The organism is Citrobacter sp. 21OH12SH02A-Citro (assembly GCF_027919895.1).
GTDB classification, from domain to species: domain Bacteria; phylum Pseudomonadota; class Gammaproteobacteria; order Enterobacterales; family Enterobacteriaceae; genus Citrobacter; species Citrobacter braakii.
In genome coordinates this window covers 992090-1013414 of record NZ_CP114801.1, presented here as the reverse complement: position 1 = coordinate 1013414, position 21325 = coordinate 992090, and the positions used below count along the sequence as shown (strand labels likewise).

Below are 21325 nucleotides of genomic sequence, written 5' to 3'. Positions count from 1 at the left end.
CCCTAAAGAAAAAGGCCAGTCCCAATGAGACTGGCCTTTCTTGATAGAACTTGTGCTTACTCGCGGAAAAGCGCTTCGATATTCAGTCCCTGAGTCTGCAGAATTTCACGCAGACGACGCAGACCTTCAACTTGAATCTGGCGAACACGTTCACGAGTGAGACCAATTTCACGGCCCACATCTTCCAGTGTCGCAGCTTCGTACCCCAGCAGACCAAAACGACGTGCCAGCACTTCACGCTGTTTGGCGTTCAGTTCGAACAGCCATTTGACGATGCTCTGTTTCATATCATCGTCTTGCGTGGTGTCTTCCGGACCGTTTTCCTTTTCATCGGCCAGAATATCCAGCAACGCTTTTTCGGAATCGCCACCCAGCGGGGTGTCTACCGAGGTAATGCGCTCGTTGAGTCGGAGCATACGGCTGACGTCATCAACCGGTTTATCCAGTTGTTCAGCAATCTCTTCTGCACTCGGTTCGTGGTCCAGTTTATGCGACAACTCACGCGCGGTACGCAGATAGACGTTCAGCTCTTTTACAATGTGAATCGGCAGTCGGATCGTACGGGTTTGGTTCATAATCGCCCGTTCGATCGTCTGGCGGATCCACCAGGTTGCGTATGTTGAGAAGCGGAACCCACGTTCCGGGTCAAACTTCTCGACGGCACGGATAAGCCCTAAATTGCCCTCTTCAATCAGGTCCAGCAAAGCCAGACCACGATTGCCATAACGACGAGCAATTTTCACCACCAGACGCAGGTTACTTTCAATCATGCGACGGCGAGATGCGACATCTCCACGCAGTGCGCGACGCGCAAAATAAACTTCTTCTTCGGCTGTTAACAGTGGTGAATAACCAATCTCACCAAGGTAAAGCTGAGTCGCGTCCAACACACGCTGTGTGGCCCCCTGCGATAACAGCTCTTCTTCAGCCAGGTCGTTATCACTGGGTTCCTCTTCACTCAAGGCTTTTTCATCAAAAGCCTCTACTCCGTTCTCATCAAATTCCGCATCTTCATTTAAATCATGAACTTTCAGCGTATTCTGACTCATAAAGGTGGCTCCTACCCGTGATCCCTAACGGAACTAGCACGTGAAAGCCTGGTTCCGCCTAATTATCGCTGCGGTAAATAGCGCAGCGGGTTTACGGATTTCCCCTTGTAACGAATTTCAAAATGCAAGCGTGTTGAACTGGTTCCGGTGCTACCCATGGTAGCTATTTTCTGCCCCGCCTTGATTTCTTGTTGTTCCCGGACCAGCATTGTATCGTTATGGGCGTAGGCGCTCAGGTAATCATCGTTATGTTTGATGATAATAAGATTACCGTAACCACGCAGCGCATTACCGGCATAGACGACGCGTCCATCTGCGGTCGCGACAATAGCCTGTCCTTTGCTGCCTGCAATGTCGATCCCTTTATTGCCACCTTCGGTAGCCGCAAAGTTTTCGATCACTTTGCCGTCAGTCGGCCAGCGCCAGGTAGAGATTGGCGAGCTAGTCGACGTTGAGCTTGCAGTTGATTCGGTTGTGCTAACTGCTGGAGCCGTTACAGGCGCTGTGACCACAGTCCCAGCAGGCTTGTTGTTCGGCAACATTTTGTTAGCACTTTGTTCACCTGAATCCTCAGAATACGTAATTGTTGGTTTCGAAGCAACAGCAACGGTGGAATTTTGTGCAGGGTTGGTCACAACTCCTTGCTGTGCTGCATCCGCCTGGGTGATGGCATTGCCACCGGTAATCGGTGCGCCAGACGCGTTGCCCACTTGCAGAGTTTGACCGACATTCAGGCCATACGGGGCCGGAACGTTATTGCGTTGTGCGAGGTCACGGAAATCGTTCCCGGTGATCCAGGCAATATAGAAAAGGGTATCGCCTTTCTTAACAGTATAGGTACTGCCGCCCGTGTAGCTACCTTTCGGAATATTCCTATACTTACGATTGTATACAATACGACCGTTTTCCATCTGCACAGGCTGTTGAGCAACAGGCTGGATTTGCGTTGGCTGGGTGATTGGTTGCTGCACCGATTGGATCTGTGGCGTCTGCTGTACCGTCGACGTCGAGCCCATTTTGGGTGGAGGCGTAATCAGCATGCCAGAACTGGTGTTCGTTGATGCACTACCGTTAACCGAGTTGACCGGCGCTGGTGGATTCGAGGTGTTTGAACAACCTGCCAGCCATAGTGAAACCAGTGACAATGCCGCAATGCGGCGAACGGTAAATTTGTGGCTTCCCGCGCTCATTTATCCCCCAGGAAAATTGGTTAAAACCCGTGACGTAATCACCGTGCAAGGCCCCGTCACAATACGCTTACTCTTTCGAGAATAACCAGGAAAACTCCAGGTATTCAGCAGCGCTATCTACGCAAGCTCCCCTTTCACTAAGGGAACGAAACGTACGGCCTCCACGGTATCGATAATAAATTCGCCTCCCCGACGACGCACCCGCTTCAGAAACTGGTGCTCATCGCCCACGGGTAAGACGAGAATGCCGCCCTCATCCAGTTGCATCATCAATGCAGTCGGGATCTCGGGCGGCGCTGCCGTTACAATGATAGCGTCAAACGGGGCTCGCGCTTGCCAGCCTTGCCATCCATCACCATGACGGGTCGAAACATTATGTAAATCAAGCTGCTTCAGGCGGCGACGCGCCTGCCATTGCAAACCTTTAATGCGCTCAACGGAGCACACATGATGCACCAGGTGCGCCAGAATCGCCGTCTGGTAGCCAGAGCCAGTACCAATTTCCAGCACCCGAGACTGCGGCGTTAGCTCAAGCAGTTCGGTCATTCGCGCAACCATATAAGGCTGCGAAATCGTCTGCCCCTGACCAATCGGCAGGGCAATATTGTCCCAGGCCTTATGTTCAAACGCCTCATCAATGAATTTTTCACGCGGCACGGCGGCGAGCGCATCGAGGACAAGCTCATCTCTGATGCCCTGCGCACGTAATTGTTCAAGAAGAGTGTGTACGCGTCTGCTTACCATTGCGTGTCGACTCCCACGCTGTCTAACCAGTCAGAAACCACTTCATGCGCGCCGTATGCGGTTAAATCGACATGCAGCGGCGTGATGGAAACATAGCCTTCATCGACGGCGGCAAAATCCGTATCCGGCCCGGCGTCGCACTTTTCGCCCGGTGGCCCGATCCAGTACAGCGTATTACCGCGTGGGTCCTGCTGTGGAATAACCTGATCCGCCGGATGGCGACTGCCGCAGCGCGTGACGCGAATACCTTTAATCTGATCCAGCGGTAAATCCGGCACGTTGATATTCAAAATGCGACCGGTGCGCAGCGGTTCACGACTCAGCGCCCGTAAGATACGACAGGTTACTGCGGCAGCAGTCTCGTAGTGTTTATGGCCATCGAGTGAAACAGCCAGCGCCGGGAACCCCAGATGACGACCTTCCATTGCCGCCGCAACGGTACCGGAATAGATAACATCATCACCCAGATTAGGACCCGCATTAATACCAGAAACGACAATGTCCGGACGCGGACGCATTAATGCGTTCACGCCCAGATAGACGCAGTCGGTGGGCGTACCCATTTGTACGGCGATATCGCCGTTATCATAGGTAAAGGTGCGAAGTGAGGATTCCAGCGTCAGCGAGTTAGACGCGCCACTGCGGTTACGATCCGGGGCAACCACCTGTACGTCAGCAAACTCACGCAGCGCTTTCGCCAGCGTTTGTATACCGGGTGCGTGGACCCCATCATCGTTACTCAGCAATATACGCATAATCACCCATTGTGTTAATAAGTTCCCTTACAACACTGGTGGCGAAGCTACCTGCCGGTAGCCAGAAGCGTAACTCGACGGTTACGTCATCCCACCAGTTCCAGCTTAATTGTTGTGGATACAGCAACATAGCGCGACGCGACGCGTCGACTTTCTCGCGCAATAACAGAGACTGCAGCGCGGTTTCATCAGCAACAGCGGCTTTTTCAAACGCCAGTGCGTCGCGCTGAGTTCCCCACTCACCGCTGCCCGGTAATGCCGCTGTGATCATCAATTCTTTCTCATCGACGCGACGCTGTAATTCAGTGTGTTCTTCCTGTGTGGCGACAAACCAGCTTCCGCGTCCGGATAATTGTAGCGCATCGCCGTCAACAACTTGATTAAAGTCTGTTTTTTTCAAGCGTTCACTGACTATCTGATTAAACAACGCGCTACGGGCCGCCGACAACCAAAAACTGCGTTTATTGCGATCGCGCACCGGCGCATCGCTTTGTGCCCAGCGCAGCGCCCCTTGCAGGTTGCTGCCGCCGATACCAAAACGCTGAGCGCCAAAATAGTTAGGTACGCCGCGTTCGCTAATCGCCTGCAAACGCGCTTCAACGTCATTTCGCTCGCTCACTTCACGCAACACCAGCGTAAATTCGTTGCCTTTCAGCGCTCCTAAACGCAGCTTACGCTTGTGGCGCGCGTACTCCAGAACTTTACAGCCTTCGAGCTCAAATTTGCTTAGATCAGGCATTGCATTGCCCGGTACACGCGCGCACAGCCACTGTTCCGTGACCGCATGCTTATCTTTCTGCCCGGCAAAGCTCACTTCACGGGCGTGAATTTTCAGGAATTTCGCCAGCGCGTCAGCCACAAAACGGGTGTTACAACCGTTTTTCAGGATGCGCACCAAAACATGCTCGCCTTCGCCATCCGGTTCGAAGCCTAAATCTTCGACGACAACAAAGTCTTCCGGATTCGCTTTCAGGACGCCATGGCCCAGTGGTTTGCCATGGAGATACGTCAGATCGTCAAACACAGTCATTTCGGTGCCTTAATGAGTAACGCCACCGCTTCACAGGCAATCCCTTCCCCACGCCCGGTAAAACCGAGTTTTTCCGTGGTGGTCGCTTTCACGTTAACATCATCCATATGGCAGCCGAGATCTTCGGCAATAAACACGCGCATTTGCGGAATGTGCGGCAGCATCTTCGGCGCCTGAGCAATAATCGTCACATCCACATTACCAAGCGTATAGCCTTTGGCCTGAATACGCCGCCAGGCTTCTCGCAATAATTCACGACTATCGGCACCTTTAAAGGTCGGGTCGGTGTCAGGGAAGAGTTTACCGATATCCCCCAGCGCAGCCGCGCCCAGCAGAGCATCGGTTAGCGCGTGTAACGCCACATCGCCATCAGAATGCGCCAGCAATCCTTTTTCATACGGGATGCGCACACCACCAATGATAATTGGGCCTTCTCCGCCAAAAGCGTGTACGTCGAAACCGTGTCCAATTCGCATTATGTCTTCTCCTGGTGGGTAGTCCGGGTCAGATAAAATTCGGCCAACGCCAAATCCTCTGGACGCGTTACTTTAATATTATCAGCCCGTCCTTCAACGAGCTGAGGATGTAAGCCGCAATATTCCAGCGCCGAGGCCTCATCCGTAATGGTTGCGCCTTCGTGGAGCGCACGGGTCAGGCAGTCGTGCAACAGCTCGCGAGGGAAAAACTGCGGCGTCAACGCGTGCCATAAATCGGTGCGATCGACCGTATGGGCAATGTCTGTTCGGCCCGGCTCCGCGCGCTTCATCGTGTCGCGTACTGGTGCCGCCAGGATCCCGCCGGTGCGGCTGGTCTCACTGATTGCCAGCAAACGGGCTAAATCATCCTGGTGCAGACACGGACGCGCGGCGTCATGCACCAGTACCCAACTTGCCTCACCTGCGGCTTGCAAACCGGCAAGGACAGAATCGGCACGCTCGTTGCCGCCATCCACTACGGTAATTTGCGGATGCGCGGCGAGTGGAAGTTGGGCAAAGCGGCTGTCGCCTGGGCTGATAGCGATAACGACTCGCGTCACCCGGGGATGAGCCAGCAGCGCATCAACCGAGTGTTCAAGAATGGTTTTATTGCCAATAGAGAGGTACTGCTTAGGACACTCTGTTTGCATTCGGCGGCCAAACCCGGCAGCCGGCACCACGGCGCAAACGTCCAATAAAGTGGCTGCCATGTTAAATCCCTGGACGGTTTATCGATTATTTTGCCCTGCAGTCTGAGCGCGTTTAGACGCGTCAGGCACCAGACGATAAAAGGTTTCGCCCGGCTTAGTCATGCTGAGTTCGTTGCGCGCGCGCTCCTCAATAGCCTCTTGTCCGCCATTGAGATCGTCAATTTCGGCAAAGAGCTGATCGTTACGTGCTTTTAGTTTCGCGTTCGTAGCTTGCTGCGCAGCAACATCATCGTTGACGCGACTATAGTCATGTATGCCGTTCTTACCGAACCACAGCGAATACTGCAGCCAGACCAATAAAGCCAGCAACAGCAGCGTTAGTTTACCCATCCTGCCCCCTGAAAAACGGCATTAACATCCCATAACTTCCGCAGACAACTTTACATCAACGGTCGGGAATGCCGCGACAACGCGGGCAAATGTACCACATTTGCCCGTTGTTACGTATACCCCGTGTAAGGAGAACATAATCTCATTGTTGGTTACGGTTTGAATTATGACCAGAGAGTGAACAACATCAGCGATTGTTAAAAAAAGGCGTTTGCCTAACCCAACAACCACAGAAATAGCGCGCCAAACATCGCCCCAACCACCAGTAGGGTGCAGGTAATGCTCAGCAGCAACAGCCCCTTCAATAGGGAGTGCAGCGCAATACCCGCGACAATCGCCACGGGCAGCAATGCGAGGAAAAAGGGCCAGGTATAAATGAAGAAAAAGAGTGTGTTAGGGCCATAAATCAGAAACGGAATCCCCAGCGCCAACAGCCACGCGATAAAACCGACCACGGCACCCGGTAGTGACCAGGTGGTTTCATCGTCGGCGGCGAAGGTATCTGACTCTGTAATAGTAATGTTATGGCTGTTACGCATATCTAATCCTGTGACCGTGACTGACCGGGCATACAAGCTCGGGTGTCTCAGGATCTGATAATATCTTCCTGCCTCAGCAGGTCTAATAATTGGGGTACCAAATTTGTTACCAATTGTTCACCATCAAGGTGAATCTCTGGCGATTCAGGCGCTTCGTATACCGAATCAATTCCGGTGAAATTGCGCAACTCACCCGCCCGCGCTTTTATATACAGCCCTTTTGGATCGCGTAATTCGCACGTTGCCAGCGGCGTGTCGACAAAAACCTCAATAAAACGCCCTTCACCAACGCGTTCACGGACCATTTTGCGTTCGGCGCGATGTGGAGAGATAAAGGCGGTCAACACCACAAGACCCGCATCCACCATCAGGTTAGCCACCTCGCCAACCCGACGAATATTCTCCTTACGATCGGCATCGCTAAACCCAAGATCGCTGCACAGGCCGTGGCGCACGTTATCGCCATCCAACAAATAGGTACTCACTCCCAGCTTGTGCAACGCCTCTTCCAGCGCCCCTGCTACCGTAGATTTACCGGAACCAGACAGCCCGGTAAACCACAGCACAACACCACGATGACCGTGGCGTTGTTCCCGCTGTTGCGGTGTAACAGGATGGGCATGCCAGACGACGTTTTCGTCATGCAGCGCCATTATTTTCCTCCCAGCAGATCGCGCGCGCCCCAGTGCGGGAAATGGCGACGCACCAACGCATTAAGCTCCAGCTCAAACGCGCTGAACTGAGAAGCCGCGGTGTGCTCCTGGACGATTGGCTCACGTACCAGCCCCGCGCCGACGGTAACGTTGGTCAGGCGGTCAATGATAATCAGCCCGCCCGTAACCGGGTTCTGCTGATAGGTATCCAGCACCAGCGGCTCATCAAAGGTCAGATTAACCAGACCAATGCCGTTTAGCGGCAACGCTTCAACATCACGTTGGGTCAGGTTATTAATATCAATCTGGTACTGCACGTTATCAACGCGTGCGCGGGTCTTCTTACCGGCGACTTTGATGTCGTAGCTCTGTCCAGGCGACAACGGTTGTTCCGCCATCCACACCACATCAACGGCAGCGCTTTGTACCGCAGGTAACGCTTCACCGGCATCAAGCAGCAGGTCACCCCGGCTGATATCGATCTCATCTTTCAATACCAGGGTGATCGCTTCACCCGCATGCGCTTCCTGTAAATCGCCATCAAAGGTTACGATTCGCGCCACGCTCGACTCAACGCCGGATGGCAGCACTTTGACGCGTTGCCCTACCTTCACACTACCGGAGGCCAGCGTCCCGGCATAACCACGAAAATCCAGATTCGGTCGGTTCACATACTGCACCGGGAAGCGCATCGGCTGAGTATCAACTATGCGTTGGATCTCAACGGTTTCCAGTACTTCCAGTAGCGTCGGACCGCTGTACCACGACATGCTGGCGCTTTGTGAAGCCACGTTGTCGCCTTCCAGCGCAGAGAGCGGCACAAACCGGATATCCAGGTTGCCCGGCAACTGTTCAGCAAAAGTAAGATAGTCTTCGCGAATGCGGTTAAATGTCTCTTCGCTAAAGTTCACCAGATCCATTTTGTTGATCGCCACCACCAGGTGTTTGATCCCAAGTAGCGTGGAGATAAAGCTGTGACGACGGGTCTGATCCAGCACGCCTTTACGCGCATCGATCAGCAGGATCGCCAGGTCGCAGGTCGACGCACCGGTCGCCATGTTGCGAGTGTACTGCTCATGGCCGGGAGTATCCGCAATAATAAATTTACGCTTCTCGGTAGAGAAATAACGGTAAGCCACGTCGATGGTGATGCCCTGCTCGCGCTCGGCTTGCAAGCCGTCAACCAATAACGCCAAATCGAGCTTTTCGCCCTGAGTACCGTGACGTTTACTGTCGTTGTGCAGCGATGAAAGCTGGTCTTCATAAATCTGACGCGTGTCGTGCAGCAGGCGACCAATCAGGGTGCTTTTCCCGTCATCCACGCTACCGCAGGTTAAAAAACGCAGCAGGCTTTTGTGTTGCTGGGCGACCATCCAGGCTTCAACGCCGCCTTCATTAGCAATTTGTTGTGCAAGTGTCGTGTTCATGGCGGCTCCTTAGAAATACCCCTGACGTTTCTTCAGCTCCATGGAGCCCGCCTGGTCGCGGTCAATCACGCGGCCCTGACGTTCACTGGTGGTTGAGACCAGCATCTCTTCGATGATTTCCGGCAGCGTCTGCGCATTCGACTCCACCGCGCCTGTTAACGGCCAGCAGCCGAGCGTACGGAAACGCACCATGCGTTTTTTAATCACTTCACCCGGTTGCAGATCGATTCTGTCGTCATCAATCATCATCAGCATGCCGTCGCGTTCCAGCACCGGACGCTCCGCCGCCAGGTACAGCGGCACGATGTCGATATTTTCCAGCCAGATGTACTGCCAGATATCCTGTTCAGTCCAGTTGGAGAGCGGGAATACGCGAATGCTTTCGCCTTTGTTAATCTGTCCGTTGTAGTTATGCCACAGTTCCGGACGCTGATTTTTAGGGTCCCAGCGATGAAAACGATCGCGGAAAGAATAAATGCGCTCCTTGGCACGCGATTTCTCTTCGTCACGACGAGCGCCACCAAACGCGGCGTCGAAACCGTATTTGTTCAACGCCTGCTTCAACCCTTCGGTTTTCATAATATCGGTATGCTTGGCGCTACCGTGAACAAACGGGTTGATGCCCATCGCCACCCCTTCCGGGTTTTTATGCACCAGCAGTTCACAACCGTAGGCTTTCGCCGTGCGGTCACGAAACTCGTACATCTCGCTGAATTTCCAGCCAGTATCAACGTGCAGCAGAGGGAACGGCAACGTGCCAGGATAAAATGCTTTACGCGCCAGATGCAGCATTACGCTGGAATCTTTGCCGATGGAATACATCATCACCGGATTCGAAAACTCGGCGGCCACCTCACGAATAATATGGATGCTTTCCGCTTCCAGTTGCCGCAGGTGGGTAAGTCGTTTTTGATCCATAACCGTTCCTATGTAATGCCGTTATTTTGCTAACGATGCTCAGATAACCTGACTATAGGGAGGGCAAGAGGGCGAATGAAATTACGAATTGGAATGAGTAGTTCCTCAAAGGAATAACGATCCGGAAAAGCAAATATCAAAAAGTGCTTAAGCTACCGAATTTAGGGCATTTAGGAGCAAATGAAATTGTTTTACCTCGATCACGGTTTCATACTAGCGGCTAAAAATTTCTGCTTGGTATTTAAGGACTCATTATGTTTTCCGCAACGCGCCCCCTTCTTGCAATCCTGGCGCTCGGCGCGTGCTTTATCCTTCCCGCACAGGCAACATCTTCCAAACCTGGAGATATCGCAAATACCCAGGCTCGATATATCGCAACGTTTTTCCCAGGCCGCGTAACGGGCTCTCCGGCAGAAATGTTGTCTGCTGATTATATTCGTCAGCAATTTCAGCAGATGGGCTACAGCAGTGATATTCGAACATTTAATAGCCGTTATGTTTATACCGCCAAAAATAACCGTAAAAACTGGCATAACGTCACGGGAAGTACCGTTATTGCCGCACATGAGGGTAAAGCGCCACAGCAGATTATTATCATGGCGCACCTCGACACCTACGCCGCGCAGAGCGACGCCGATTCCGATGCCAATCTGGGTGGATTGACCCTGCAAGGTATTGATGACAACGCCGCAGGACTTGGCGTGATGCTGGAACTGGCGGAAAAACTCAAAGACGTGCCGACGCAGTACGGCATTCGATTTATCGCCACCAGCGGCGAGGAAGAAGGCAAACTGGGCGCGGAGAACATCCTGAAGCGAATGAGCGCCGCCGAGAAGAAAAATACGCTGCTGGTTATCAACCTCGATAACCTGATCGTCGGCGATAAGCTCTATTTCAATAGCGGTAAGAAAACCCCGGAAGCGGTGCGAAAATTGACGCGCGACCGGGCACTGGCCATCGCGCACAGCCGCGGTATCGTAGCCAGCACCAATCCGGGACTGAACAAAAACTATCCGAAAGGTACTGGATGTTGTAACGACGCAGAGGTCTTCGACAACGCAGGCATTGCCGTGCTCTCCGTTGAAGCAACCAACTGGAGTCTGGGCAAGAAAGATGGCTATCAACAGCGCGCCAAAAGCGCCTCGTTCCCGGCAGGCAACAGCTGGCACGATGTGCGACTGGATAACCAGCAGCATATCGATAAAGCCTTACCGGGCAGGATAGAGCACCGTAGCCGCGACGTGGTACGCATTATGCTCCCGTTGGTAAAAGAACTGGCAAAGGCGGGAAAATCCTGAAGAAGAAGTCCGGTAATATGTAAACATTACCGGGCTTTTATCTTTTACCCTTCGTGCAATCCGCACTCGCGCTTCAATCCGAAGAACCGCGTCTCTTCTTCCGCCATACCCGGCTCCCATTTGCGGGTGGTATGGGTATCACCCACTGACAGATAGCCCTGATCCCACAGTGGATGGTATTTCAGGCCGTGCTTTTGCAGATACTGGTAAACGGTACGGTTGTCCCAGTCGATGATCGGCAGCACTTTAAACACGCCGCGCTGGATAGCCAGCACCGGCAAATGCGCCCGGCTGCCCGACTGCTCGCGGCGCAGACCGGCAAACCAAGTTTGTGCGTTCAGTTCTTTGAGCGCGCGGTTCATCGGCTCGACTTTGTTGATCTCATTGTATTTCTCAATGCCTTCAACGCCCTGCTCCCACAGTTTGCCGTAGCGCGCTTCCTGCCAGGCCGCGCTCTCCTTCGCCCGGTAGACTTGCAGATTAAGCTTGAGCTTGTCCGTTAACTCATCAATAAACTGGTAGGTTTCCGGGAACAAATAGCCGGTATCGGTGAGGATCACCGGGATATCCGGGTGAACCTGATTCACCAGGTGCAGGCTTACTGCCGCCTGGATACCAAAGCTTGATGACAGTACATATTCACCAGGCAGGTTTTCCAGCGCCCATGCCACGCGCCCTTCGGCGTCCAGCTTTTCGAGCTGTGCGTTGGTTTCCGCCAGCGCCAGAATGCGGTCGACTTTTGGCAGGTCATTAAGGGCGTTTAGATCGAGTACGGACATAATTACCTCTCGTGGTTACTCCCAGAAATCCCGGGCGGGATCGAGCACCGGGCGAATGATGCCCGCACGCACCGTAAAATCACCGAAGCCTTCACCCGCTTCGCGCTCTTTCGCCCAGCGCCCAACCAGTTCGTCAACGGAGTCGAGAATTTCCGATTCCGTAATATTTTCGCGATACATACGCGGAATGCGCGTGCCCATGCGGTTACCACCAAGGTGTACGTTGTAGCGCCCCGGCGCTTTACCCACCAGGCCCAATTCCGCCAGCATCGCGCGGCCGCAGCCGTTCGGGCAACCTGTAACGCGCATCACGATATGCTCGTCAGGAATACCGTGTTTTTCGAGAATAGCTTCCACTTTATCAGTGAACGATGGCAGGAAACGTTCGGCCTCCGCCATCGCCAGCGGACAGGTCGGGAACGACACGCAGGCCATCGAGTTTTCACGCTGCGGCTTCACCGCATTCATCAATCCGTGATCGCGCGCCAGCTTCTCGATCTTCGCTTTTTGGCTTTCCGGCACACCAGCAATGATCAGGTTCTGGTTGGCGGTGATGCGGAAATCCCCTTTGTGGATCTTCGCGATCTCCAGCAGGCCGGTTTTCAGCGGACGGCCCGGATAATCCAGGATACGGCCGTTTTCAATAAACAGCGTCAGGTGCCAGTTATTGTCGATCCCTTTTACCCATCCAATACGATCGCCGCGACCGGTGAACTCGTACGGGCGGATCGGCTCAAATTTGATGCCCGCGCGACGCTCCACTTCTTCTTTGAACGTGTCGATACCAACGCGTTCAAGCGTGTATTTAGTTTTGGCGTTTTTACGATCGGTACGGTTACCCCAGTCGCGCTGCGTTGTCACCACAGCTTCTGCTACCGCCAGGGTGTGCTCCAGCGGCAGATAGCCGAACTCGCTCGCGGTGCGGGCGTAGGTTTTCTTATTGCCGTGCTCAATCGACAAACCACCGCCGACCAGCAGGTTAAAGCCCACCAGCTTGCCGTTTTCGGCAATCGCCACGAAGTTCATATCGTTGGCGTGCAGATCGATGTCGTTCTGCGGCGGGATTACGACCGTGGTTTTAAACTTACGCGGCAGATAGGTTTGACCGAGGATCGGCTCTTCGTCGGTGGTCGCTACCTTCTCCTGATCCAGCCAAATTTCTGCATAGGCGCGAGTACGCGGCAGCAGATGTTCGGAGATCTTCTTCGCCCATTCATAGGCTTGGGCGTGCAGCTCGGACTCGTACGGGTTAGAGGTACACAGAACGTTACGGTTCATGTCGTTGGCGGTCGCCAGCGCGTCCAGCCCGACCGAATGCAGCATCTGGTGTACCGGCTTAACGTTCTTCTTCAGAATGCCGTGAAACTGGAAGGTCTGACGGTTGGTCAGACGAATGCTGCCATAAATCGTGTTGTCATGGGCGAACGTGTCGATCGCCTGCCACTGTTTGGTGGTGATCACCCCACCCGGCAGACGGCAGCGCAGCAGCATCGCGTGACGCGGCTCCAGCTTTTGCTCGGCTCGTTCGGCGCGGATATCGCGGTCATCCTGCTGGTACATACCGTGAAAACGGATCAGCAGGAAGTTATCGCCTTTGAAGCCGCCGGTCAGGCCGTCGTTTAAATCTTCGGCAATCGTACCGCGCAGATAGTTGCTTTCCAGCTTCATACGCTCAGCGTCGGACAGCTTGCCTTCGACCACCAATGGTCCTGGGTATTTTTCGCTCATTAGTAGACATCTCGCTGATAACGGCGCTCAATGCGCAGCTCACTTAAAAATTCATCCGCCGCTTCGATATCCATAGCACCGAATTCGGCAATCACTTCCAACAAAGCCTGCTCAACGTCTTTCGCCATGCGATTAGCGTCGCCGCAGACATAAATGTGGGCACCGTCGTTTATCCAGCGCCACAGTTCCGCACCTTGTTGGCGCAGTTTATCTTGTACGTAGACTTTTTCTTTTTGATCGCGCGACCAGGCGAGATCGATGCGGCTCAGTACGCCCTCTTTGACGTAACGCTGCCATTCCACCTGGTACAGGAAATCTTCGGTAAAGTGTGGGTTGCCAAAAAACAGCCAGTTTTTGCCTTCGGCTCCGTCAGCCGCACGCTGCTGCATGAATGCACGGAACGGCGCAATCCCCGTGCCTGGTCCAATCATAATCACCGGTGTCTGCGGGTTAGCCGGCAGGCGGAAGTTATCGTTGTGTTCGATGAACACGCGCACTTCGCCCTCTTCTTCCACGCGATCGGCGAGGAAACTGGACGCACCGCCAGCACGGGCACGACCTTCAATGTCATAACGCACCACACCCACGGTGACGTGCACTTCACTTTCCACTTCCGCCTGGGAAGAGGCAATAGAATACAAACGCGGCGTCAGCGGGCGCAGAAGATCAACCAACGTTTGGGCGTCCAGTTGCGCCGGGGAGAAGCGCACCATATCGACGATTGGCGTGGTTGCGGCGTAATGCTGCAATTGCGCTTTGTCGCCCACCAGCGGCAGCAGAGAGTCGCTACGGGTTAAAGTGGCATAGTTCTCGACGATATTGCCGGTGTTAACCGTCAGCTCGAAATGCCACTGCAGCGCTTCGGTGAGCGACAGGGTTTTGCCGTCAACCGTGACCGGCTCATCTCCTTTCAGCCACAGCAATTCAACCAGCTCTTTGACCAGCTCAGGATCGTTCTGATACCAGACTCCTAAGGCATCGCCCGGCTGGTAGCGCAGGCCGGAATCGCCGAGATCGATTTCAATATGGCGTACATCTTTTTCCGAGTCGCGACCGGTGATTTTCTGATTCACCGCAAGCGACGCCGTCAGCGGCGCTTCTTTGGTGTACGGGCTGGTGTGTACTTCGTTTACCGCACCGCTCGCAGCAACTTGCACAGACGATGCCGCAGGGGCACGCGCTTTCAGGACATCAACCAGACGGGCACGCCATTCGGCTGCCGCGCCCTGGTATTCGACGTCGGCATCCACGCGGTCAAGCAAGCGTTCACCGCCCAGCTCAGCCAGTTTTGCATCGAAGTCTTTTCCTGACTGACAGAAAAACTCGTAAGAAGTGTCACCAAGACCAAACACGGCAAAAGCGGTGTTATCAAGCTTCGGCGCTTTTTTCGAGAACAGGAATTTATGCAACGCTACGGCTTCTTCCGCCGGTTCACCTTCCCCTTGCGTCGACGCCACTACGATCAGCAATTTCTCATTGGCGATTTGTTTGAATTTATAGTCGCCAGCATTGGTGAGAGTGACGTTGAGCTTTGCAGCGATCAGATCATCGCGCAGGGCTTCCGCCACACGACGCGCATTACCGGTTTGCGAGGCGGAGATAAGCGTAATGCCAGGCATTTCAGCAGCAGGCGCAGGAGTCGCCGCATTGCTGCCTGGCTGCTGATTCAGCACGCCCCAAAAATAGCCAGAAACCCACGCAAGCTGTGCGGGAGTGAAATCGGTCGTGGCCGCCTGAAGGCGTGCCAGTTGCTCCGGGTTTAGCGGTAGCAGAGCGGAAGGTGGGGCCTGTGTCGTCATGCGTTGTCATGTTCCAGTAAGCAAAGCGGATTTCAGCAATAAAACCCAAACTGAAGATAAGGTTAACGGCGGGGATAGTAACAATTAAAGAAGGGATAGAAATAACAAATAACCAAATGAACTAACCTGTTTTAGTTATAGTTATTAACAGCAAAACAGATTGGATAACCATATGATATATCAATAATTATTAAATATTACCATCATGAATAGGTCGTTCTGATACTCAGCGCCCTTTTAACTAATGATAAAATTCGCTCTTTACGGTACCCTACGGCGGTTTTTCGCATTCTTGAGAGTAAAAAATGTCCACCACCTTGTTTAAAGATTTCACCTTCGAAGCCGCTCACCGCCTGCCGCATGTACCGGAAGGGCATAAGTGTGGCCGCCTGCATGGTCACTCATTTATGGTGCGTCTTGAAATTACCGGTGAAGTCGATCCGCATACCGGTTGGATCATGGATTTTTCTGAGTTAAAAGCCGCGTTTAAGCCAACTTACAACAGACTCGATCACTACTATCTGAACGATATTCCTGGCTTAGAAAACCCAACCAGTGAAGTACTGGCCAAATGGATTTGGGATCAGGTTAAACCGGTTGTCCCTCTGCTGAGTGCCGTAATGGTGAAAGAGACCTGCACAGCAGGCTGCGTGTATCGCGGGGAATGATTGTATCGTCTGTGGCAACGGTCAATTTTACTTAACTAACACTCTGTTAGGGTTATGTGCTCTGGATATCTGGAGCACAACATGTCTGACGATTTCGATATTATTATTATCGGTGCAGGGATAGCGGGCACCGCTTGTGCTTTACGCTGCGTGCGAGCAGGACTGTCAGTTTTGCTTATTGAACGCGGCGAGCTTCCCGGCAGTAAAAACCTTTCAGGCGGGCGTCTGTATACTCACGCGCTCGGTGAACTTCTTCCCCACTTCCAACATTCAGCCCCACTTGAACGCCGAATTACCCAGGAAAATCTCTCGCTGTTGACTCGCGATGGCGCAACGACGTACTCCAGCCTGCAACCGGAGGGAGACTCATGGAGCCTGCTGCGCGCCCGCTTCGACCCGTGGTTTGTCGCCCAGGCCGAGGCCGAAGGCGTACAGTTTATCAGCGGTGTGACAGTTGAGGCGCTCCATATCGAAGAGGGCAGAGCCTGCGGCGTCATTGCCGATAACGAGACGCTGCGCGCCCGTTATGTGGTACTGGCGGAAGGGGCAAACAGCGTGCTGGCCGAGCGCTACGGATTCCTGCCGCGTCCCTCGACAACCGCAATGGCATTAGGCATTAAAGAGACTTTGGCGCTGGATAAATCGTTACTTGAGGAACGTTTCCGCTTATCCAATGACGAAGGCGCGGCAATGCTGTTTAGTGGCAATATTTGTGGCGAGCTTCCCGGCGGCGCGTTTCTCTATACCAATCAAGATACGCTCTCTCTGGGCGTGGTTTGTCCGCTCTCCTCTTTGGCACAGAGCGATGTCCCGGCGGCTGAACTGCTGGAGCGGCTCAAGACGCATCCGGCGTTACATCCGCTGCTCAGAGGCAGCGAAACGCTGGAATATGGCGCACATCTGGTACCAGAAGGCGGCCTGCACAGCCTGCCCGTACAGTACGCCGGAGACGGCTGGCTGCTGGTGGGTGATGCGCTGCGCAGTTGTGTGAATACTGGTTTCTCCGTTCGCGGCATGGATATGGCGCTCATTGGTGCTCAGGCTGCGGCGCAAACATTGATTAACGCCTGCCGGAAACGCGAGCCGCAAAATCTGTTTCCGGCTTATCACCACGACATCCAGCACAGCCTGCTGTGGGACGTTCTGCAACGTTACCGGGATGTTCCGGCGTTGCTCCAGCGCCCCGGATGGTATCGCCAATGGCCCATGTTGATGGAGGCTATTTCCCGTGAAATCTGGCATCAGGGCGACCGCCCGGTAGCCCCGCTGCGCCAGATTGTCTGGCGTCAGTTTCGTCGTCACGGCCTGCGTCATCTGGCAGGCGATATCATCAGGAGCTTACGATGTCTGTAGCCCGTAACGTCTGGCGTCCCGCCGACATTTCACATATCGTTCCTGCGACCGTTGTTGACAGCGAAACGGCACAACGGCTGATCGCATCCTGCCCCGCCGGACTGTTTTCTCTTACGGCGGAAGGTGAGCTACGGGTCAACTTTCGCGGCTGCCTGGAGTGTGGTACCTGTCGACTGCTGTGTGATGAAAAAACGCTGCAACAATGGCGCTACCCCGCGTCCGGCTTTGGCATCACTTACCGATTTGGATAATTTAATAGGATAATTTATGCCTCTGTTACACCTGCTTCGCCAGAATCCGGTTATTGCCGCGGTGAAAGACAACGCCAGTCTGCAATTAGCCATTGATTCCGAGTGCCAGTTCATTTCTGTGCTATACGGTAATATCTGCACCATCAGCCATATCGTAAAGAAAATTAAAAATGCCGGTAAGTACGCATTTATCCACGTTGATCTGCTGGAGGGCGCGTCCAATAAAGAGGTGGTGATCCAGTTTCTGAAGCTGGTCACTGAGGCCGACGGCATCATCAGTACCAAAGCGTCGATGCTGAAAGCCGCGCGGGCGGAGGGCTTTTTCTGTATTCATCGCCTGTTTATCGTCGACTCTATCTCTTTTCACAACATTGATAAGCAGGTCGCACAGTCGAACCCGGACTGTATTGAGATACTACCGGGCTGTATGCCGAAAGTGCTGGGGTGGGTGACGGAAAAAATACGCCAGCCGTTGATTGCCGGTGGTCTGGTTTGCGATGAAGAGGACGCCCGCAATGCGATGAAAGCCGGTGTGGCGGCGCTTTCAACTACCAACACCGACGTCTGGACGTTAGCGAAAAAGCTGCATTAACCCGAGCCGCCGGATAGCGGTGTAAACACCTGACCCGGCATCCCCCTGAATTAATTTTCTGCGATGGCTGCCAACGCCTCCAGCACCGGCAGCCAGTCATCCACAATCCCGACATCCGCCTGTGAAAAGACCGGCGCTCTGGCGTCACTGTTTATCGCCACCACAAACCGGCTCTGACGAACCCCGGCCATTAGCGCCGCCGCGCCGGATGCCCCCGCGACAATGCAGACATCCGGCGCAAGCAGATGCCCCGATATCCCAATCACGCGCTCAGCGTCAAAACCACCGTTCATCACCCGTGCACGGCTGTATCCCACTTCGGCACCAAACTCCTTACCAAGAGCGGTAATTTTTTCGGCATCGGCGTCACTTCTTCCCTGCCCTACCACCAGCACACGCCCGGCCTGCAACAAAGGATGAGCTGTAACACGGTCGATGCTTTCTACGCTATCCAGCCAGCCCGGAGGTGTGGTGGAGGCAATCCGGCGCTCCACCATCGCTGGCAGCGCGTTGCCCGACGCGCTCGTTTCCGGTTGTCGCGCCAGTGAAAGGCACAAGGGACGCGCGGTGATTTGTAGCCGGGCCGTCAGCGCATTCCCCCAGTGGGATTTCGTCACCAGCCCCTGTTGCGCATCCAGCGTCTGCACCTGGCAAACGCTGCCGCCGTGCAGACGCCAGGCCAGCCGCGTCGCAAGCTCATCCCCCAGCGCACCCGCCGGAAAAATCAGGATGTCGGCTGGCGTCAGCAACCACTGCGTCGCCAGCGCGTCCAGCACCTGCTCCGCCACGTCCGGCATCGGGTCTAGAGTCCAGCGTTCCAGTTCTGCTGCATTAAGCGCGTTTTCTGCAATCCAGCCTGCCAGTGCAGCGCATTCACCCGATTCCGTAATCACAACGATCTTCATGGCTGCATCCTCTGGCGCAAATAATCATTCCACAATATCCGCGCTTTTTCCTGCGCCGTCGCGCCGTCGATAAGCGTGGCGCTGCGCCGCTGCGCCGGTCGCGCCAGCTTCTGACATTGCACGTTCGGAGTTTCATCACTGGACGCTGGCTGACGTAAAATTGCCGCTTTTGCCGCCGCCAGACGCTGACGCATTCCGGGGACGGGAAGCGCAACTTCACCACATTGCCTGACGGCAATCACTGCCGGAAGCCGCACCCGGCAGCGGCGTAACCCGGTTGTCGTTCGCTGTTCGACAACAACAAAAGGCGGCGTCAGCGTAAAACGCTCCACCTGGGTAAAGCAGGGCCAGGCCAACATTTCAGCCATCAAAAATGGCGTTTGCCCGTTCTGCCCTTCGCTACTCTGACAGCCAGTGATAATCAAATCCGCGCCGTGATGACGCTGCCAGTCAGTTATTTGCCGGGCAATGAATTCCGGCGCAAAGCGCAGATCCGCCGTCGTTTCCAGCAACACCGGCTTATCAAAACCCAGCGCGGCAAAATAGCGCAACCAATGAATAGCACGCTCATCGCTAATGCTTAGCGCGGTTAACGTCATATCACAACCTTCACGACGTTGCGCCAGCAGTAATGCCGCAGCCGCCTGCTCATCGGCACCAGGAGAACAGCGCAGCAGCGCGGTGTCCGGGCCACGGGTATCTTCCGTCGCCGCCAGCCAGTCTTTTTCCGCCAACATGCCGGAGTCTGGTTCGGCCTTAAACGCGAACAGAATGTTCATTTGCTCCTCCCTGTCTTTTCTCCACGCTTCCGGCCGCCACCAACGGCAATGCCTTCGTTTCCGGTGCCCATAGCCAGGTCACCACAAATCCAATGAGGAGCACGCCAGCCAGCAGCAGCAACGTGACCTGCATCCCCCATTGCGCCAGCGTCCAGGGCAGCAGGCCGGTGCTGATTGCCGCGCCAAGTCTGCTCATCGACGTCGCAAAACCCACGCCCAGCGAGCGGATATCCGTCGGGAAGCTTTCAGCAGGCAGGATCCCTACCAGATTACTGACCGCAGAAATTGTGGTGCTGAACAGGACAAAAAGCAGCAAAGTTAACGAGCTACCGGACGGCAGAAAAGCCATCACCACCAGCGTGGCAGCCAACAGAAAAAAACTCCCAAGCAGAAACCGGCGGTGCGCCAGCAGATGTGTTAATACCAGCCCCAGCAGTGCGCCAACGATTAACAACGCATTCAGCAGCAGGCTGGCGGTGAGCGCATCCTCCAGGCCGAGGGTCCCGGCAATGGTAGGCAGCCAGGTGTAGATAACAAACCACGGGATCACCAGACAAACAAAAAACACGCTGTTAAACGCGGTTCGCCGCCAGTAGAGGGGGGAAAAGAGCGTTTTGATATGTTTCCCGGACGCCGCAGAAACCTCGTCGCCGAGCAATACGTGCGCCCCAAAATATCGGTGAACAATAGCGTGGGCTTCCGCGAAACGCCCCTGGCGCAGCAGCCAGCGAGGCGATTCCGGCGTCCCCCAGCGAAGCAGGGTAATCAATAGTGCGGGAAGCGCCGCCGACGCCAGCAGCCAGCGCCAGGCATCCGGGCTTTCGGTAATAAAATAGTGCCCCGCCAGGCTTGCCAGCACATAGCCGATGGTCCATACCACGCTAAAAGCCCCCAGCAACACTCCCCGGTGTCGTCGTGGAGAAAATTCGGCCAACAGAGTGTGCCCTACGGAATAATCGCCTCCCAGCCCAATCCCAATCAGAATACGTAACACAATGAGCTGCTCTGGCGAAGTGGCGAAAAGCTGTAAAAAAGAGGCGATGGTGATCAGCACAAAGCTGAAAGTGAAGATCTTCTGTCGACCAATGTGGTCTGAAATCCAGCCCAACACCAGACTACCGAGAAACAACCCGAGCAGCGCCGAGCCGCCAATCATCCCGGTCATAAACGGCGTGAGCTGCATGGCAGGTGTTAACTGAATAATGGCATAGCCGACAACACCAAGAACATAGCCGTCGGTAAGGTGAGCACCAAAGGTCAAGGCGGCAATACGACAGTGAAAACCGTTAAGCGGTAAATCGTCCATTCGCACCGGTGAAGTGTTCATTTCTACCCCTGTCCGGTAAAATTGT

The 21325-nt window shown here is 54.4% G+C and carries 23 protein-coding genes and 1 pseudogene; 6 read left to right on the top strand and 18 right to left on the bottom strand.

Going from position 1 to position 21325, the window contains the following annotated elements; all coding sequences use genetic code 11:
• Positions 1–56 precede the first annotated feature (56 nt).
• A complete protein-coding gene (gene rpoS / locus O6D90_RS04895) occupies positions 57–1049 on the bottom strand; it encodes an RNA polymerase sigma factor RpoS (RefSeq protein WP_000081498.1) in 993 nt (330 codons plus the stop codon).
• Between the two features lie 62 nt (positions 1050–1111).
• A complete protein-coding gene (gene nlpD, locus O6D90_RS04890; RefSeq protein WP_425476442.1) occupies positions 1112–2194 on the bottom strand; it encodes a murein hydrolase activator NlpD in 1083 nt (360 codons plus the stop codon).
• On the opposite strand from nlpD, the gene O6D90_RS26295 reads away from it, so the two are divergent.
• Positions 2097–2324 carry a hypothetical protein gene (locus O6D90_RS26295; protein WP_369707204.1) on the top strand — a complete coding sequence of 76 codons (228 nt, stop codon included), beginning with the start codon at positions 2097–2099 and terminating at the stop codon, positions 2322–2324. The genes nlpD and O6D90_RS26295 overlap by 98 nt on opposite strands.
• Before the next feature lie 32 nt (positions 2325–2356).
• On the opposite strand, the gene O6D90_RS04885 is transcribed toward O6D90_RS26295, so the two are convergent.
• The 10 genes from O6D90_RS04885 to cysD all read right to left on the bottom strand — a co-directional run bounded on the left by O6D90_RS04885 (position 2357) and on the right by cysD (position 9821).
• Positions 2357–2983 carry a protein-L-isoaspartate(D-aspartate) O-methyltransferase gene (locus O6D90_RS04885; protein ID WP_003034172.1) on the bottom strand — a complete coding sequence of 209 codons (627 nt, stop codon included), beginning with the start codon at positions 2981–2983 and terminating at the stop codon, positions 2357–2359.
• Positions 2977–3738 carry a 5'/3'-nucleotidase SurE gene (gene surE, locus O6D90_RS04880; protein WP_016157332.1) on the bottom strand — a complete coding sequence of 254 codons (762 nt, stop codon included), beginning with the start codon at positions 3736–3738 and terminating at the stop codon, positions 2977–2979. Before surE ends, O6D90_RS04885 begins: the two co-directional genes overlap by 7 nt.
• Positions 3719–4768 carry a tRNA pseudouridine(13) synthase TruD gene (gene truD, locus O6D90_RS04875; RefSeq protein ID WP_016154208.1) on the bottom strand — a complete coding sequence of 350 codons (1050 nt, stop codon included), beginning with the start codon at positions 4766–4768 and terminating at the stop codon, positions 3719–3721. Before truD ends, surE begins: the two co-directional genes overlap by 20 nt.
• A complete protein-coding gene (ispF, locus tag O6D90_RS04870) occupies positions 4765–5244 on the bottom strand; it encodes a 2-C-methyl-D-erythritol 2,4-cyclodiphosphate synthase (RefSeq protein WP_016154209.1) in 480 nt (159 codons plus the stop codon). Before ispF ends, truD begins: the two co-directional genes overlap by 4 nt.
• Positions 5244–5954 (bottom strand): 2-C-methyl-D-erythritol 4-phosphate cytidylyltransferase, encoded by a 711-nt coding sequence (gene ispD, locus O6D90_RS04865; RefSeq protein ID WP_016154210.1) that lies wholly within the window; start codon positions 5952–5954, stop codon positions 5244–5246. Before ispD ends, ispF begins: the two co-directional genes overlap by 1 nt.
• Positions 5955–5972: 18 nt before the next feature.
• Complete coding sequence (gene ftsB / locus O6D90_RS04860) at positions 5973–6284, bottom strand: cell division protein FtsB (protein ID WP_003034163.1); 312 nt, start codon at positions 6282–6284, stop codon at positions 5973–5975.
• A 215-nt stretch (positions 6285–6499) separates the two neighbouring features.
• Positions 6500–6823, bottom strand: coding sequence for a DUF3561 family protein (locus tag O6D90_RS04855; RefSeq protein WP_016154211.1), 324 nt, complete (start codon positions 6821–6823; stop codon positions 6500–6502).
• A gap of 47 nt (positions 6824–6870) precedes the next feature.
• Positions 6871–7476 (bottom strand): adenylyl-sulfate kinase, encoded by a 606-nt coding sequence (gene cysC, locus O6D90_RS04850; RefSeq protein ID WP_016157333.1) that lies wholly within the window; start codon positions 7474–7476, stop codon positions 6871–6873.
• The gene (cysN, locus tag O6D90_RS04845; protein ID WP_016154213.1) at positions 7476–8903 is read right to left on the bottom strand and encodes a sulfate adenylyltransferase subunit CysN; all 1428 of its coding nucleotides are present in this window, start codon (positions 8901–8903) and stop codon (positions 7476–7478) included. Before cysN ends, cysC begins: the two co-directional genes overlap by 1 nt.
• A gap of 9 nt (positions 8904–8912) precedes the next feature.
• Positions 8913–9821, bottom strand: a complete 909-nt coding sequence (cysD, locus tag O6D90_RS04840; protein ID WP_003034152.1) for a sulfate adenylyltransferase subunit CysD — start codon at positions 9819–9821, stop codon at positions 8913–8915.
• A gap of 254 nt (positions 9822–10075) precedes the next feature.
• Between cysD and O6D90_RS04835 the strand changes: the two genes are divergently transcribed.
• Positions 10076–11119, top strand: coding sequence for an aminopeptidase (locus tag O6D90_RS04835; protein ID WP_016157334.1), 1044 nt, complete (start codon positions 10076–10078; stop codon positions 11117–11119).
• Positions 11120–11163: 44 nt separating this feature from the next.
• Here the strand turns inward: O6D90_RS04835 and cysH are convergent, their stop codons facing one another.
• Genes cysH through cysJ form a run of 3 tightly spaced genes read right to left on the bottom strand, consistent with a single transcriptional unit; the run spans position 11164 to position 15425 of the window.
• Positions 11164–11898 carry a phosphoadenosine phosphosulfate reductase gene (cysH, locus tag O6D90_RS04830; RefSeq protein WP_016157335.1) on the bottom strand — a complete coding sequence of 245 codons (735 nt, stop codon included), beginning with the start codon at positions 11896–11898 and terminating at the stop codon, positions 11164–11166.
• 15 nt (positions 11899–11913) lie between these two features.
• Positions 11914–13626, bottom strand: coding sequence for an assimilatory sulfite reductase (NADPH) hemoprotein subunit (gene cysI, locus O6D90_RS04825; protein WP_016154216.1), 1713 nt, complete (start codon positions 13624–13626; stop codon positions 11914–11916).
• Positions 13626–15425, bottom strand: a complete 1800-nt coding sequence (cysJ, locus tag O6D90_RS04820; protein ID WP_016157336.1) for an NADPH-dependent assimilatory sulfite reductase flavoprotein subunit — start codon at positions 15423–15425, stop codon at positions 13626–13628. Before cysJ ends, cysI begins: the two co-directional genes overlap by 1 nt.
• 305 nt (positions 15426–15730) lie before the next feature.
• Between cysJ and queD the strand changes: the two genes are divergently transcribed.
• From queD to O6D90_RS04800, 4 genes are all read left to right on the top strand, one after another.
• Positions 15731–16093, top strand: a complete 363-nt coding sequence (queD, locus tag O6D90_RS04815) for a 6-carboxytetrahydropterin synthase QueD (RefSeq protein WP_016154218.1) — start codon at positions 15731–15733, stop codon at positions 16091–16093.
• An 81-nt stretch (positions 16094–16174) separates the two neighbouring features.
• Positions 16175–17446, top strand: a complete 1272-nt coding sequence (locus O6D90_RS04810) for an FAD-dependent oxidoreductase (protein ID WP_016157337.1) — start codon at positions 16175–16177, stop codon at positions 17444–17446.
• On the top strand, positions 17437–17697 hold the full coding sequence (locus tag O6D90_RS04805) for a ferredoxin family protein (protein ID WP_016154220.1): 261 nt from the start codon (positions 17437–17439) through the stop codon (positions 17695–17697). Before O6D90_RS04810 ends, O6D90_RS04805 begins: the two co-directional genes overlap by 10 nt.
• 16 nt (positions 17698–17713) lie before the next feature.
• On the top strand, positions 17714–18289 hold the full coding sequence (locus tag O6D90_RS04800) for a glycerol-3-phosphate responsive antiterminator (protein ID WP_016157338.1): 576 nt from the start codon (positions 17714–17716) through the stop codon (positions 18287–18289).
• Between the two features lie 50 nt (positions 18290–18339).
• Here O6D90_RS04800 and O6D90_RS04795 read toward each other — a convergent pair whose 3' ends face one another.
• From O6D90_RS04795 to O6D90_RS04785, 3 genes and pseudogenes are all read right to left on the bottom strand, one after another.
• A complete protein-coding gene (locus O6D90_RS04795; RefSeq protein ID WP_016157339.1) occupies positions 18340–19194 on the bottom strand; it encodes an electron transfer flavoprotein subunit alpha/FixB family protein in 855 nt (284 codons plus the stop codon).
• Positions 19191–19973, bottom strand: coding sequence for an electron transfer flavoprotein subunit beta/FixA family protein (locus O6D90_RS04790; protein WP_016157340.1), 783 nt, complete (start codon positions 19971–19973; stop codon positions 19191–19193). The genes O6D90_RS04795 and O6D90_RS04790 overlap by 4 nt, the downstream gene beginning before the upstream one ends.
• Positions 19951–21309 (bottom strand): annotated as a pseudogene (locus O6D90_RS04785) (MFS transporter); the annotation flags it as partial. The gene O6D90_RS04790 and the pseudogene O6D90_RS04785, both read right to left, overlap by 23 nt.
• Between the last annotated feature and the right edge of the window lie 16 nt (positions 21310–21325).